The 13,689-nt window shown below is 72.8% G+C and carries 12 protein-coding genes; 9 read left to right on the top strand and 3 right to left on the bottom strand.

Annotation, left to right across the window (positions count from 1 at the left end):
* Window positions 1–133: 133 nt before the first annotated feature.
* Window positions 134–1,573: a glucuronate isomerase gene (uxaC, locus tag Q9R28_RS09905; protein ID WP_066657811.1), complete on the bottom strand. Its 1,440-nt coding sequence runs from the start codon at window positions 1,571–1,573 to the stop codon at window positions 134–136.
* 135 nt (window positions 1,574–1,708) lie between these two features.
* Window positions 1,709–2,749 carry a LacI family DNA-binding transcriptional regulator gene (locus tag Q9R28_RS09900; RefSeq protein WP_251154665.1) on the bottom strand — a complete coding sequence of 347 codons (1,041 nt, stop codon included), beginning with the start codon at window positions 2,747–2,749 and terminating at the stop codon, window positions 1,709–1,711.
* Between the two features lie 143 nt (window positions 2,750–2,892).
* Between Q9R28_RS09900 and Q9R28_RS09895 the strand changes: the two genes are divergently transcribed.
* The 9 genes from Q9R28_RS09895 (at window position 2,893) to Q9R28_RS09855 (ending at window position 12,976) form a co-directional block, all read left to right on the top strand.
* A complete protein-coding gene (locus tag Q9R28_RS09895; RefSeq protein WP_311205979.1) occupies window positions 2,893–4,245 on the top strand; it encodes an extracellular solute-binding protein in 1,353 nt (450 codons plus the stop codon).
* On the top strand, window positions 4,245–5,258 hold the full coding sequence (locus Q9R28_RS09890) for a sugar ABC transporter permease (RefSeq protein WP_311205978.1): 1,014 nt from the start codon (window positions 4,245–4,247) through the stop codon (window positions 5,256–5,258). The genes Q9R28_RS09895 and Q9R28_RS09890 overlap by 1 nt, the downstream gene beginning before the upstream one ends.
* Complete coding sequence (locus Q9R28_RS09885; RefSeq protein WP_066652496.1) at window positions 5,255–6,202, top strand: carbohydrate ABC transporter permease; 948 nt, start codon at window positions 5,255–5,257, stop codon at window positions 6,200–6,202. Before Q9R28_RS09890 ends, Q9R28_RS09885 begins: the two co-directional genes overlap by 4 nt.
* A 125-nt stretch (window positions 6,203–6,327) precedes the next feature.
* The gene (locus tag Q9R28_RS09880) at window positions 6,328–7,164 is read left to right on the top strand and encodes a sugar phosphate isomerase/epimerase (RefSeq protein WP_209683783.1); all 837 of its coding nucleotides are present in this window, start codon (window positions 6,328–6,330) and stop codon (window positions 7,162–7,164) included.
* Window positions 7,161–8,345 (top strand): Gfo/Idh/MocA family protein, encoded by a 1,185-nt coding sequence (locus tag Q9R28_RS09875; RefSeq protein ID WP_251154668.1) that lies wholly within the window; start codon window positions 7,161–7,163, stop codon window positions 8,343–8,345. The genes Q9R28_RS09880 and Q9R28_RS09875 overlap by 4 nt, the downstream gene beginning before the upstream one ends.
* The gene (locus Q9R28_RS09870) at window positions 8,342–9,214 is read left to right on the top strand and encodes a sugar phosphate isomerase/epimerase family protein (RefSeq protein ID WP_251154669.1); all 873 of its coding nucleotides are present in this window, start codon (window positions 8,342–8,344) and stop codon (window positions 9,212–9,214) included. The genes Q9R28_RS09875 and Q9R28_RS09870 overlap by 4 nt, the downstream gene beginning before the upstream one ends.
* The gene (locus Q9R28_RS09865; RefSeq protein WP_066652516.1) at window positions 9,211–10,491 is read left to right on the top strand and encodes a mannitol dehydrogenase family protein; all 1,281 of its coding nucleotides are present in this window, start codon (window positions 9,211–9,213) and stop codon (window positions 10,489–10,491) included. Before Q9R28_RS09870 ends, Q9R28_RS09865 begins: the two co-directional genes overlap by 4 nt.
* Window positions 10,488–11,843 carry a D-mannonate dehydratase ManD gene (manD, locus tag Q9R28_RS09860; protein ID WP_235426496.1) on the top strand — a complete coding sequence of 452 codons (1,356 nt, stop codon included), beginning with the start codon at window positions 10,488–10,490 and terminating at the stop codon, window positions 11,841–11,843. The genes Q9R28_RS09865 and manD overlap by 4 nt, the downstream gene beginning before the upstream one ends.
* Before the next feature lie 182 nt (window positions 11,844–12,025).
* Window positions 12,026–12,976 carry a hypothetical protein gene (locus tag Q9R28_RS09855; protein ID WP_311205977.1) on the top strand — a complete coding sequence of 317 codons (951 nt, stop codon included), beginning with the start codon at window positions 12,026–12,028 and terminating at the stop codon, window positions 12,974–12,976.
* Between the two features lie 13 nt (window positions 12,977–12,989).
* On the opposite strand, the gene Q9R28_RS09850 is transcribed toward Q9R28_RS09855, so the two are convergent.
* The gene (locus Q9R28_RS09850) at window positions 12,990–13,601 is read right to left on the bottom strand and encodes a hypothetical protein (RefSeq protein WP_311205976.1); all 612 of its coding nucleotides are present in this window, start codon (window positions 13,599–13,601) and stop codon (window positions 12,990–12,992) included.
* Window positions 13,602–13,689 lie beyond the last annotated feature (88 nt).

Here is a 13,689-nt window from a genome sequence, read left to right as displayed (position 1 = left end):
AGGACGTTCGGACGACGGACGACGAGACATGGCGCTCCTCGGTCGGAGATCGGATGGACGACGGACGCCTCACCCTGACCCCGCCGACGCCGAAGGACCGAACACTCCGCATGTCACATGTGCGGCATCCCGCTCAGAGCTTGAACGTCGCCCGTGGGATGTCCGACACGATCCTCCGTGCCGTCCGCACCGCGTCCTCCTCGGAGAGCTGGTGCGACACCACGAGCGACGCCAGGTACGCCGCATCGGCCCGTCGTGCCATGTCGTGCCGTGCCGGGATCGAGCAGTACGCCCGGGTGTCGTCGATGAACCCGGAGGTCTTCGTGAACCCGGCGGAGTCCGTCACCGCCGCCCGGTAGCGGCCGATCGCCGCCGGGGTGTCGATGAACCACCACGGGGCGCCCGCGTACACGGCGGGGTAGAAGCCGGCCAGGGGGCCGATCTCGCGCGAGAAGACGGTCTCGTCCACGGTGAACAGCACGAGGTGGAAGCCGGGTGCGGTCCCGAAGGCCTCGAGCAGCGGCCGGAGCGGCTCCGTGAACGCGCCGACGGCCGGCAGGTCGTGGCCCGTGTCCGGGCCGAACCGCTCGAGGGTCGGCGTGTGGTGGTTCCGGAGCACGCCCGGGTGCAGCTGCATGACGAGGCCGTCGTCGACGCTCATCTCCGCCCACCGGTAGAGCATGTCGTGGCGGTAGGCGACCGCCTCGGCCGCGGTGACGCCCGACGGGCCCTGCATCGCCGCCGCGTGGATGCGCGAGCGCTCGGTCGCGGACAGCGGCGCGGATCCCGCGTCGAGCACGCCGGTGTCGGTGGCGGTCGCGCCGTGCTCGATGAAGTACCGGCGCCGGTCCCGGAGGGCCGCCAGCAGCCCGTCGTGGGTGCCCGTGTCGATGCCGGACGCCTCGCCGATCGACGCGACCACGTGCCTCCAGTCCGGGCGTGACGGGTCGAACACGGCATCCGCGCGGAAGGTGGGGAGCACCCGACCGGTGAAGGAGGGGTCGGCGGCGAGCCGTGCGTGCGCTGCGAGGTCGTCCGCGGGGCCGTCGGTGGTCGCGAGCACCTCGATCCCGAAGGAGTCGAACAGCGCGCGGGGTCGGAGCGCCGGCGTCGCGAGCGCGGCTGCGATGCGGTCGTACTGCGCGTCCGCGTTCGCGGCCGACGGCTGCTCGGTCAGACCGAAGACGTCGTGCAGCTCGGTCTCGAACCAGTAGCGGACCGGCGTGCCGGCGAAGTCGTCCCAGTGCTCGGCGAGCCGGCGCCAGACCTCCCGGCCGTCGGGGTCCGGGTGCGTGCCCGTCAGGTCGCGGCGACCCAGTTCCTGCAACCCGACCCCGTTCGCGTGCAGCAGGCGCAGGACGTAGTGGTCGGGCGTGACCAGCAGCGCAGCGGGGTCCGGGAACGGCTGGTCGTCCGCGATGAGCGCCGCGTCGACGTGCCCGTGCGGGGAGATGATCGGGGCGTCGCGGACCGCCTCGTAGACGGTGCGGGCGACCGAGCGCGTCCCCGGGTCCGCCGGGAACAGCCGGTCGGGGTGCGGTGCGAGCGGCGTGGTCGTGCTGGTGGAGGGCATCATCGGCTCCTTCGGGCAGGCGGGCGAGGTCGGGCGAGCGGGCGAGGTCGGGCGAGGGCGAGCGGGCGGGCAGGCGGGCGAGGTCGGGCGAGCGGCGGGTGGGCGGGCGGGCGGGATCGTGCGGCGGTGCGGGGATCAGCGGGGCCGCACGGGTGCCGGGCCCGTGGACCCCCGGACGGTCAGGTGGGTCGGCAGCGCGACGGCGCCCGACGGGTGCTCACCCGGCGGCTCGTCGGCCGGCAGCGCATCGAGTCGACCGAGCAGCATCCGGATCGCCACCCGACCGGCGCGCTCGATCGGCGACGTCATGGTCGTCAGGGGCGGGTTGCAGAAGTCGGCACCGAAGATGTCGTCGCAGCCGACCACGCTCACGTCCTCGGGCACGCGGACGCCCCGCTCCCGGAACCGCGTCAGCATCCCGATCGCGATGAGGTCGTTGAAGGCGATGCACGCGGTGGCCCCGGCGTGCACGGCGGCGTCGGCGGCGGCCGCTCCGGAGTCGACGAACGGCGCGTGCGGGCCGATGCGGGCGACCCGGACGCCCAGGCGCCCCGCCACGCGGACGAGTGCCCGCCAGCGGCGTTCGTTCGACCACGAGCTGTCCGGGCCGGCCACGTAGAGCACGTCCCGGTGCCCGAGGGAGACCAGGTGCTGCACGGCCTGCTCGACGCCTCCGGGGGTGTCGATGAGGACCGACGGCACCCCGGCCGGGCGACGGTTCACGACGACGAGCGGGGTCCGCTCGGCGAACCGGGCGATCTGCGCGTCGGACAGGCGGGACGCCGTGAGCACGGCGCCGTCGGCCTTGCCGGCGACGGCACGCAGCGCCGCGACCTCGGCCTCGGCGGACTCCTCGGTGTCGACGAGCAGCTGCGTCCACCCGGCGGCGGAGAGCTGGTGCTGCGTGCCGCGGATCACGTCGAAGTAGAAGGGGTTGGTGATGTCCGACACCAGGACGGCGACCGCCCGGGTCCGTCCCGAGGTGAGCGCCCGGGCCTGCGAGTTCGCGACGTAGCCGAGCTCGCGGGCGACCTGCTGGATCCGCTGCTGGGTGTCGCGGTTGACCCGGTCCGGCAGCGAGAGCGCGCGGGACACCGTGGACGGGGCGACCCCGGTCGCGTCGGCGATGTCCCGGATGGTCACCCGCCGCGAGGTGTCCGTGTCTGCGCTGCTCACGAGGCGAAACTAGGCCGGCGTGGCAACAAGTGGCAACCGGTTGCCGGTTGTTGCCACGGCCGGGACAGTGGTGGCACGTCGGCAGCGCAGCCGCCGTCCCGGGCACCGTCGCCCGGGGGAGATGTCGAGGAGGACACCCCCGCATGAGCACAGGAAGACGCAGGACCCGCATCCTGGTCGGTGCCGCCGTCGTCGCCGTCGCCGCCCTCTCGCTGCAGGGCTGCGCGATCGTCGACGGCAGCGGCGACGACCCGGACACCCTCCGCGTGATGATGGGCGCGGACACCACCTACCCGAAGGAACGCGCGCAGTGGCAGCGGGAGACCGCCGCCGAGTTCGAGCGCACCACGGGTGCCGACATCCAGTGGGAGACCTACTCGACCCCGCAGGAGGAGCTCACCGCGATCCAGACCAGCGTCATCTCGGGCCAGGGCCCGGACGTCTACGCGATCGGGACGACCTTCACCCCGACCGCCTACGCCACCGGTGCCTTCGTCGAGATGGGGCCGGAGCAGTGGGACGCGGTCGGCGGCAAGGACCAGTTCGCACCGGCGTCCCTCGGCATCTCCGGTCCGAGCACGGCGGAGCAGATCGGGATCCCCTTCGCCAGCCGACCGTTCGTGATGGCCGTCAACACGGAGCTCCTCGAGCGCGCCGGGATCACGGACCTGCCGACGACCTGGGACGAGCTCACCGAGGACGCCCGGAAGACCACCGGCGACGGTACCTACGGCATGGCGATCGCCTACGCGGACGGCTTCGACCCGTGGAAGTTCGTGTGGGGGATGGCACAGAACGCCGGCAACACGATCATCGACGGTGGGAAGGCCGAGATCGACGCCCCCGCCGTCGAGCAGGCCTACCGCACCTACTTCGACTGGGTGACGGAGGACGGCGTGGTCGACCCCGCGGCGATCGGCTGGAACAACCCGCAGGCCCTCGCGCAGTTCGCCGACGGCAAGGCCGCGTTCTTCCCGATGACCACGACGACCTCCCTGAACTCGCTGCAGGGCTCGGCCGTCGACGGCAAGTACGAGTACGCCCTGCTGCCGACCGTGCCCCCGGGTGCGACCGAGCGTCCCGCCGACGGCATCGAGGCGGCGAGCATCCTGTCCGGGGACAACCTCGTCGTCGCCGACTACGGCTCGAAGCAGGACCTGTCGTTCGACTTCGTGCGGCAGGTGTCCTCGCCCGAGGCGCAGGAACGCTACTTCGAGCTGTTCGGGCAACTGCCGACGAACACCGTCGCGGCGGACCGCATCGCGCAGCAGAACCCCGACCTCGCCCCCATCGTCCGTGCCGGCGAACTGTCGAAGCCCACCGCCTTCACCGGCGCCTGGTCGGACGTACAGCTCTCGCTGGTCGACGTCGTCGTGCAGTCGATCCCGTCGCTGAAGCGCGGCGAGGTCAGCGACGACCAGCTCCGGAAGCGCCTCGCAGCGGCGCAGCGGGACGCCCAGGCAACGCTCGACCGCCAGAAGAACAGAGGGCTGTGATGACCACCACGCAGACCCGACCCCGCCAGGAGACCCCGCGGGAGGTCCGCCCGCACGGGACGACCCCGCTGTACCAGCGCGAGCGTCCGCTCTGGATGCTCCTGCCCGGAGGCGTCCTCATGCTCGCCGTCATCGTCGTACCGCTGCTCGTCGGCCTGTACATCGCGATGCTCGACCTCGACCAGTACACGCTGCGCCAGTGGTTCAGCGCCCCCTTCGTCGGGTTCGCCAACTTCGCCGAGGCCTTCACCGACTCGCCGCTCCTGCACTCGATCTGGATCTCGGTGTCCCTGTCGGTGCTCGTCACCGCGGTCACCGTCCCGATCGGTGTCGCCGCGGCGGTCTCCACGCAGAACCGGTTCCCCGGGCGCGGCCTGGTCCGGTCGATCTACCTCGTGCCGTACGTGCTGCCGGCCTTCGTCGTCGGGACGTTCTTCCGCACGATGCTCCAGCCGCAGGGCGTGGTGAACACCGTCCTCGGCACCGACGTCCTCTGGCTGAACGGCTCCGCGTCCTACTGGGCGCTCGCCGGCGTCATGGTGTGGACGAGCTGGCCGTTCGTCTACCTGCTCTCGCTCGCCGGACTGCAGGCGGTCGACAACGAGGTGCACGAGGCCGCCGCCCTCGACGGCGTGACGTGGTGGGCGCAGCTCCGCTACATCGTCTTCCCGTACCTGCGCGGACCGCTGAGCCTGGCGATCATCATCTCGATCCTGCACAACATCAACAACTTCACGCTGCCCTTCGTGCTCTTCGGCAACCCCCTGCCCTCGAGCGTCGAGGTGATGCCCGTCCTGACGTACATCGCGAGCTTCCAGTCGTTCCGCTTCGGCCTGTCCGCGGCGATGGCGATCTGCTCGCTGGTGATCGTCGCGATCCCGCTGTTCGTCTACCTCCGGGCCGTCAAGCTCGACACCGGAGACGACGCGGGCCCCACCCGGAAGCAGCGTCGCGCGGACCGCGCCCTGCTCGCCGCCCCGGCCGCCGCCGACCTCGAGGGAGCCCGCGCATGAGCGCCTTCAGCCAGACCCGCACCCGTCCGACCGCGACGCTCACCGAGAGCATCACCGCCGGTGGCGCGAAGCGCCCGAAGCGTCCGTACGACACCGACGTCACCCGGCTGCTGCCGCGGTGGCTGCTGGTCACCGTGATCGCGGTCCTCGTCGCGTTCATCGCCGTGCCGGTGCTGTACATCCTGTTCGGCTCGGTGAACTCGGACGTCGCGGTCGCCCGCGGCGAGTACTTCCCGTCCGAGTTCACGCTGTCGAACTACGTGGCGATCTGGGACACCGTGGCGCTCGGGCAGGGCCTGGTGAACTCCCTGCTCACCGCCGGTGCGGTGGCGGTCGCGAGTGCGGCGCTCGCCGTGTCCACCGCCTACGTGCTCGTCCGGTTCCGGTTCCTCGGCAGGCTGACGATCCTCCGCGGGCTGCTCGCCCTGCAGTCGATCCCCGGCACCCTGCTGCTCCTGCCCGTCTTCGTGGTCTTCGCCAACATCGCGAGCGCCACCGGCGTGCAGGTGATCGGCACCCGCTGGGGCCTCTTCGTCACCTACCTGACGTTCGCCCTGCCGTTCTCGACGTGGGTGATGGTGACGTACCTGCGCGGTCTGCCGAAGGAGCTCGAGGAGGCGGCCCGCATCGACGGCGCCTCGAGCACCCGCATCCTGCGGAGCGTCGTGCTGCCCCTCTCGTGGCCCGGCATCGTGGTCTCGGCGATCTTCGCCTTCCTGCTCGGCTGGAACGACGTGCTCTTCAGCACGATCATGACGACCCCGAACACCCGCACGGTCGCCGTGGTGCTGCAGGTGCTCGGCACCGCCCAGGAGGGCGGCGCCGTCCCGATCTACGGCCAGATGATGGCCGCGTCGATCGTCTGCGCCGTGCCGGTCGTCGCGCTCTACCTCATCTTCCAGCGCTACCTGGTCGGCGGGCTCACCGCCGGCTCCGTCAAGTGACCTGGTCGGCGGGCAGGACCCGTCGAGGCCGCCGGCTCCGTCACGTAGCGAACGCAACCACACGACGGACGGGAGGCGCGGTGCCGGCCCGCCACGCGCCTCCCGTCCGACAAGGAAGGAACACGATGACCCAGCCAACGTGGGAGCTCTCCGGCTTCGGCGACGAGATCGATGCCGACCCGGCCGTCCAGGTCGCGGTGCTGCAAGCGCTCGGCGCGAGTGCGATCGAGGTGCGCAGCGCCTGGGGCACCAACGTCGTCGACCTCGACGACGACCAGCTCGCCGGCCTCCACCGCCTGTTCGAGGAGCGCGGGCAGACCGTGTCCGCGATCGCCTCGCCGATCGGCAAGGTGGTCGTCGACCGGCCCGTCGAGCACGAGGTCGAACGGCTGGGCCGCGCGATCGCCGCCGCGCACGCCCTCGGCACGACGAACATCCGGATCTTCTCGTTCTACTTCGACGGGCGCACCGCGGACGAGGTGCGCGACGACGTCATGGTCCGGATGCGCGCGCTCGCCGACCTCGCCGAGCGCGAGGGCGTCACCCTGCTGCACGAGAACGAGAAGGACATCTACGGCGACGTCCCCGAGCGCGTGCTCGACATCGTCGAGAGCGTCGGGTCGAGCGCGCTGCGGCTCGCCTGGGACAACGCGAACTACGTGCAGTGCGGCGTCCGGCCGTTCACCGACGGCTGGGCGCAGCTCGCGCCGTACGTGGACTACCTGCAGGTGAAGGACGCCCTGGCCGCCGACGCGTCCGTCGTCCCGGCGGGGGAGGGCGACGGCGAACTGCTCGAGACCCTGACCGCCCTCCGCGACGCCGGCTACTCCGGGTACGCCTCCCTCGAACCGCACCTCAGCGACGTCACCTCCCTCGGCGGGTTCTCCGGCCCCGCGGCCTTCGGCCGTGCCGGACGGGCCTTCCGTTCCCTCACCGACCAGATCGGAGTCACCCTGCGATGAGCACCCCCCTGAAGTTGGCGGTCGTCGGCGCCGGCGTCATCGGACGCCACCACGCCCGCGTCGCCGTGCAGCACCCGGACCTGCAGGTCGTCGCCCTCGTCGACGCCGTCCCCGCAGCCGCCACCGGCGCGGCGGACGAGATCGAGGCGACGGGCGCCGACCGGCCCGTCACCACCGCGACCGTCGAGGAGGCCATCGCGCAGACCGACATCGACGTCGTCGCGATCTGCTCCCCGTCCGGCATGCACGTCCAGCTGGCCGAGGCGGCGCTCGCCGCGGGCAAGCACGTCGTCATCGAGAAGCCGCTCGACACCACGATGCCCCGGGCGCGCCAGATCGCGGCGCTCGCCGCGGACGCCCGCTCGCGTGGGGTGACGGCGAGTGTGATCAGCCAGCACCGCTTCGACCCGGCCTCGGTCGCGGTCGCGGGAGCCGCGCACGGCGGCGACTTCGGCACCGTGACCTCCGGCGTCGCGAGCGTCGCCTGGTACCGCTCGCAGGGCTACTACGACTCGGGCGACTGGCGCGGCACCTGGGCGCTCGACGGCGGCGGCGCGGTGATGAACCAGGGCGTGCACACCGTCGACCTGCTCGTCTGGGCACTCGGTCGTCCCGAGGAGATCTCGGCGCAGGTCGGGCTCCTCGCGCACGACCGCATCGAGGTCGAGGACACCGCGGTCGCGACCGTCCGGTTCCGCGGCGGCGCGCTCGGCGTCATCCACTGCACGACCGCCGCCTACCCGGGACTCTCCGCGCGCTACGCGGTGTACGGCACGCACGGTTCGGCGATCGTCGACGACGACCGGCTCGCGTACTTCCACGTCGCACCGGACGCGGCGACGCTCGAGTCCGCGTCGACCACGGCGAACGCCACCGCGGTCGCCGACGCCGTCGACCAGAAGCACGACGTCGTCCCGCCGGAGCACGTCGTCGGCGGCCCGCCGGAGCCCGACCACTTCGCCGCGGGGCACGCCCGCCAGTACACGGACATCGTCGCCGCGATCCGCGAGGGGCGCGACCCCGGCGTGACCGTCGACGACGCCCTCGTGTCGCTCGCGACCGTCCGCGGCCTGTACGTCAGCGCGACCCTCGGGCAGCCGGTCCGGATCGACGACGTCATCGAGGGGAAGTACGACGACGTCGAACCGGTCGTCGCTCCCCGGGAAGGAGCAGTCCGGTGAAGTTCTCCGTGTTCACCGCGTCCACGCCCGACTGGACCCCGTCGCAGGCAGCCGACACCCTCGCCGAGCAGGGCTGGGACGGCATCGAGTGGCGGATCGTCGACGACCGCACCGAGGACGGCTCGTCCGGCTTCTGGGCCGGCAACCGGTCGACCTGGCAGTTCACCGGCATCGCGGACCGGGTCGGCGAGATCGCCCGCACCACCGCCGCCGCCGGCCTGCAGTACTCGGGCATCGGCGGCTACCAGCCGGTGTCCGACCACGAGGGCGTCGAGACGATGCTCCGGGTGACGAGCGAACTCGGCGCCCGCCAGGTGCGCGTCACCATGCCCTGGTACCAGCGGGAGCGCGAGCGGACCGGCGCCACCTACGGGGAGCTCTTCGACCGCACGCGCGCCGACCTCGAGTGGGCGGCGGTGCGTGCTGCCGCGCTCGGTGTCAAGGCACTCGTCGAGCTGCACCACATGACGATCACCCCGTCCGCGTCGGCCGCGCTCCGGCTCGTCGACGGGCTCGACCCCGAGCACGTCGGCGTCATCCACGACCTGGGGAACCTCGTGATCGAGGGGCAGGAGGACCACCTCGCGGCCTTCGAGCTCCTCGGGCCGTACCTCGCCCACGCGCACGTGAAGAACGCACGGTGGGTCGACACCGGCGAGACCCGGGCCGACGGCAGCCGGATCTGGCGGAACGAGTGGGTACCGCTGCGCGACGGCCAGGCGTCGGTGTCCGAGTACCTCGACGCCCTGCGACGGCACGGGTACGACGGCTGGGTCACCATCGAGGACTTCTCGACCGACCTGCCGCTCGCCGAGCGCACCGCCGACAACCTGGCGTACCTGCGCTCCCTGGTCCCGGTGACCGCATGAGTCGGCGCCCCGGCATCGCCCACCTCGGCATCGGCGCGTTCGCGCGCGCCCACCTCGCCTGGTACACGCAGCACGCCAGCGGTGATCCGTGGGGGATCACCGCCTTCACCGGGCGCTCGCCCGGAGCAGCCGATGCGCTCGCCGGGCAGGACTGCCGGTACACGCTGGTGACGCGAGCGGCCGACGGTGACACGGCCGAGGTGGTCGACTCGATCGTGGCGGCGCACCCCGGCGGCGACGGCACGGCCTGGAGGCACGTGGTCGCGTCCCCGGGGACGACCATCGTCACGCTGACGGTCACCGAGGCCGGCTACCGCGCCGACGCCGACGTGCCGGCCCGGTTGGTCGACGGGCTCGCCGCACGCCGGGCCGCCGACGGCGGACGCATCGCCCTGGTGTCGCTCGACAACCTGACGCACAACGGCGCCGTGCTCCGCGAGGCGGTGCTGGGGGCGACGGACGACCCGGCACTCCGGTCGTGGATCGAGTCGTCCGTCGCCTTCCCGTCGTCGATGGTGGACCGGATCACGCCGGCCACCACCGCCGCCGACCTCGACGAGATCGGCGACCTGCCCGGGGCGTTCGACGGCGACCGTGTGCCCGTGGTCACGGAACCCTTCGCCGAGTGGGTGCTCGAGGACGTGTTCGACGGCATCGACCGCCCCGAGTGGGAGACCGCCGGCGTCCGGCTCGTGCCCGACGTCACCCCGTACGAGCAGCGGAAGCTCTGGCTGCTCAACGGGGCGCACTCGCTCCTGGCGTACCTCGGCCTGCTGCTCGGCCACGACACCGTGGCGTCGGCGATGGACGACCCACGCTGCCGGACCGCCGTCGAGCAGCTCTGGGACGAAGCCGCCGCCGAACTCCCGCTGCCGGCCGACGAGGTCGCCGACGCCCGGGCCGCGCTCGTCGAGCGGTTCGCGAACCCGCGCATCCGGCACACCCTGCGCCAGATCGCGTCCGGCGGCTCGCAGAAGCTGCCCGTCCGCGTCGTCGACGTCCTGCGTCGGCGACTCGAGCGCGACCCCGACGCCGGGGTCGGCCCGGGAGCCGCGACCCTGCTCGCCGCCTGGTGGGTGCACTGCACCACGCAGGCCGAGCTGGTGGACGACGCCGGAGCACCCGGGCCAGACTCGGACGTGCACGACGTCCTGGGGGTCGTCGCGCCCGACCTCGACACCACCCCAGTGGTGGCCGCCGTCACCGCGGCCGCCGAACGCATCCGCGCCGCCGCGGCACCAGCACGCGGCCCCGTCGACGAAGGAGTCCACGCATGACCGACACCGGCACCACGAACCCCGCTGCGCCCGTCCCCGGCGCTGCCGACGGCGGCGGGGCGACGGACCCGACCGCCGGCCGACCGGACACCTGGGCGTCGGCCGACCGCGGACAGCTCATCGACCGGGCGGAGGTCATCGTCACGAGTCCGGACCGCAACTTCGTCACCCTGCGGATCACCACCGCCGACGGTGTCACCGGGCTCGGCGACGCCACCCTCAACGGCCGCGAGCTCGCCGTGTCCGCGTACCTGTCCGAGCACGTCGTCCCGCTGCTCGTCGGGCGGGACGCCAGCCGCATCGAGGACGCCTGGCAGTTCCTCTACCGCTCGTCGTACTGGCGCCGGGGCCCGGTCACGATGGCCGCCATCGCGGCCGTCGACATGGCGCTGTGGGACATCAAGGCCAAGGTCGCCGGGATGCCGCTCTACCAGCTGCTCGGCGGGGCGTCGCGCACCGGACTCATGGCGTACGGCCACGCCTCGGGCAAGGAGCTCCCGGAGCTCTTCGACTCGATCCGCGAGCACCAGGAGGAGGGCTACCGGTCCATCCGCGTGCAGACGGGCGTCCCCGGGCTCGAGAGCATCTACGGCATCGCGTCGAACCGGACGACCGAGGGCAACGCCGGCGTCCGGTACGACTTCGAGCCGGCACAGCGGGGTGCGTTCCCGGCGATGGAGGACTGGGACACCCGTGCCTACCTGCGCCACGTGCCGACCGTGTTCGAGGCCGTCCGGAACGAGTTCGGGCCCGAGCTGCCGCTCCTGCACGACGGCCACCACCGGATGACCCCGCTGCAGGCGGCCAAGCTCGGCAAGAGCCTGGAGCCGTACGACCTGTTCTGGCTCGAGGACTGCACCCCCGCCGAGAACCAGGAGGCGCTCAAGCTCGTCCGGCAGCACACCACCACGCCGCTCGCGATCGGCGAGGTCTTCAACACGATCTGGGACTTCAAGGACATCATCCGCGACCAGCTCATCGACTACGTGCGCGGTGCCGTGACCCACATGGGCGGCGTCACCCCGCTGCGCAAGACGATGGACTACGCCGCGATGTACCAGATCAAGTCCGGGTTCCACGGGCCGACGGACATCTCACCCGTCGGACTCGCCGCGCAGATGCACCTCGGGATGGCGATCCACAACTTCGGCATCCAGGAGTACATGCAGCACGGACCGAGGACGAACCAGGTGTTCCGGCAGACGTTCACCTTCACGGACGGGTACCTGCACCCGGGCGACGAGCCGGGCCTCGGCGTGACGCTCGACGTGGACGAGGCGGGGAAGTACCCGTACGAGCAGGCGTACCTGCCGTTCAACCGCCTGGCCGACGGCACCGTCCACGACTGGTAGTCCGACGCCGGACCGGCGGCCGACCCCGCCCCGAGCGCCCGCCCCCGAGCGGGCGACGTACGGCACGGTCGCGCACGACGGTGACGTACGCGGCCCGCTCGGTGGAGGACGTACGGCGTGTCCTGCCCGGTCGCTCGTGCTTCCGACGAGAGCGCGGGTGCGTCGACGGGCATGCTGGTGGCATGGAGTTCGCGGACGAGGCGAGGGAACTGCTCCTCGTCGCGCCCGCCGACTTCGTCCGGGAACGCACCGCGCGGCAGCGTGCGGTGCGGAAGGACGACCGAGCGCTCGCGACGCGCATCGGCGGTCTGCGCAAGCCCGCGCCCGCGGCGTGGGTGGTCGACCTGCTCGCGCACGAGGGCGCCCTGGACGAGGCGGTCGACCTCGGCCCGGCGATCCGGCAGGCCCAGGCGGACGCCCACCCCGACGAGATCCGACGGCTCCGCCGCCAGCGGTCCGACGTCGTCGCCGCGCTGGCGCAGGCGGGGGCCGACCTGGCGTCCGACGCCGGGCACCCGCTGACATCCGCCGTCCTCGACCAGGTCCGCGCGACGATCGAGGCTGCGATGGCCGACGGACACGCGGGCGCCGCCGTCCGGTCCGGCCTGCTCGTCCGACCGCTCGAGAGCGCCGGGTTCGACGACGTCGACCTCGACGGGGCACTGGCCGATCCCGACGCGGTCCCGGACGCGTGGTCCGGGACCGACGCCGAACCCATCCCGATCACCAGCGCACGACGGTCCCGGAAGGGGAGCCGAGCCTCCCGGCCGGAGCCGGAGCCGGAGCCGGAGCTGCAGCCGGAGCCGCAGGCCGAGCCGGAGCCGGAGCCGGAAGCCGAACCGCAGGCCGAACCCGGACCGCGTACCGACCCCGCTGCCGAGCGCCGCGCCGCTCGAGAGGCCGAGGCGACCGCTCGGGCCGAGTCCCGCGACGCCGACGCGGCGCTGGACGCCAGAGAGCAGGAACTCGAGGCCGCCGAGGACCGTCGTGCCGAGCTCGAACGGCAGCTCGCCGACGCCACCGCCGAGGTCGAGCGGGCCGAACGCGCGCGCGACGAGGCAGCGGACGCGAGCGATCGCGCGCGGGACCTCCTGCGCGCCGCGCAGCACCACCGCCGAGACGTCGGTCGCTGACCGGTGACGACCCTCAGGAACCAGCCGATCGCTCGGAATGCACCTCCGCGACGAGCCGCTGCACGCGCGACCACCGACGACGTTCAGCGACGGCGAGGACGACCACCAGGACGGCGGTCGCGAGGACGATGGCGGGGAGGAGCGGCCCCGGGGAGCCGAGCAGGACGATCCCCAGTCCGACGAGGCTCGGCAGGGTCGCCGCCGACGTCCGGCGCTGCCACCGGGTGATCGCGTCGACCAGGTCGACCGATCGCGGCGTGGGTACCTCCGCACCGCGGAGCTGTCGGCGGAGGTCCCGACGATCGGCAGCCCCGAGGAGTGCGACCGGAGACCGGGCAGGGAGGAACGGTTCGAGTCGCCCGCGCCGTCGAGCGACCGACCACGCCCCGACCGCCACGACCCACCCGAGGACCGCGACGGCGACGCGCCAGTCGAGCCCACCGAGGACCGCGAGCGGCACGTCGATGCCGGCCACCAGCGTCGCGGCGGCGGAGAGGGCGGCCTGGATCGACGGCCCGCGTCCCCGCCTCGGTCCGCGGGCGAGCGCTTCGGCCGCGCGCGCCGCCGCTGCCCACCGGTCGTCGGTGGCCGGGTCGCGCGCGGGCAGGGACTCGTTCGTCGACACGCCCCGACGCTAGCGACGCGTCCTGACCGCAGGGCTCGACGACACCTCATCCACTCGGATGAAAGGTGCCGCCCGAGCTCGCAGCCGC

This window comes from Curtobacterium sp. BRD11 (genome assembly GCF_031844345.1).
In the GTDB taxonomy this organism is placed as follows: Bacteria; Actinomycetota; Actinomycetes; order Actinomycetales; family Microbacteriaceae; genus Curtobacterium.
The sequence above is the reverse complement of the archived record's forward strand: the minus strand, read 5'-3'. Positions and strand labels throughout refer to the sequence as shown.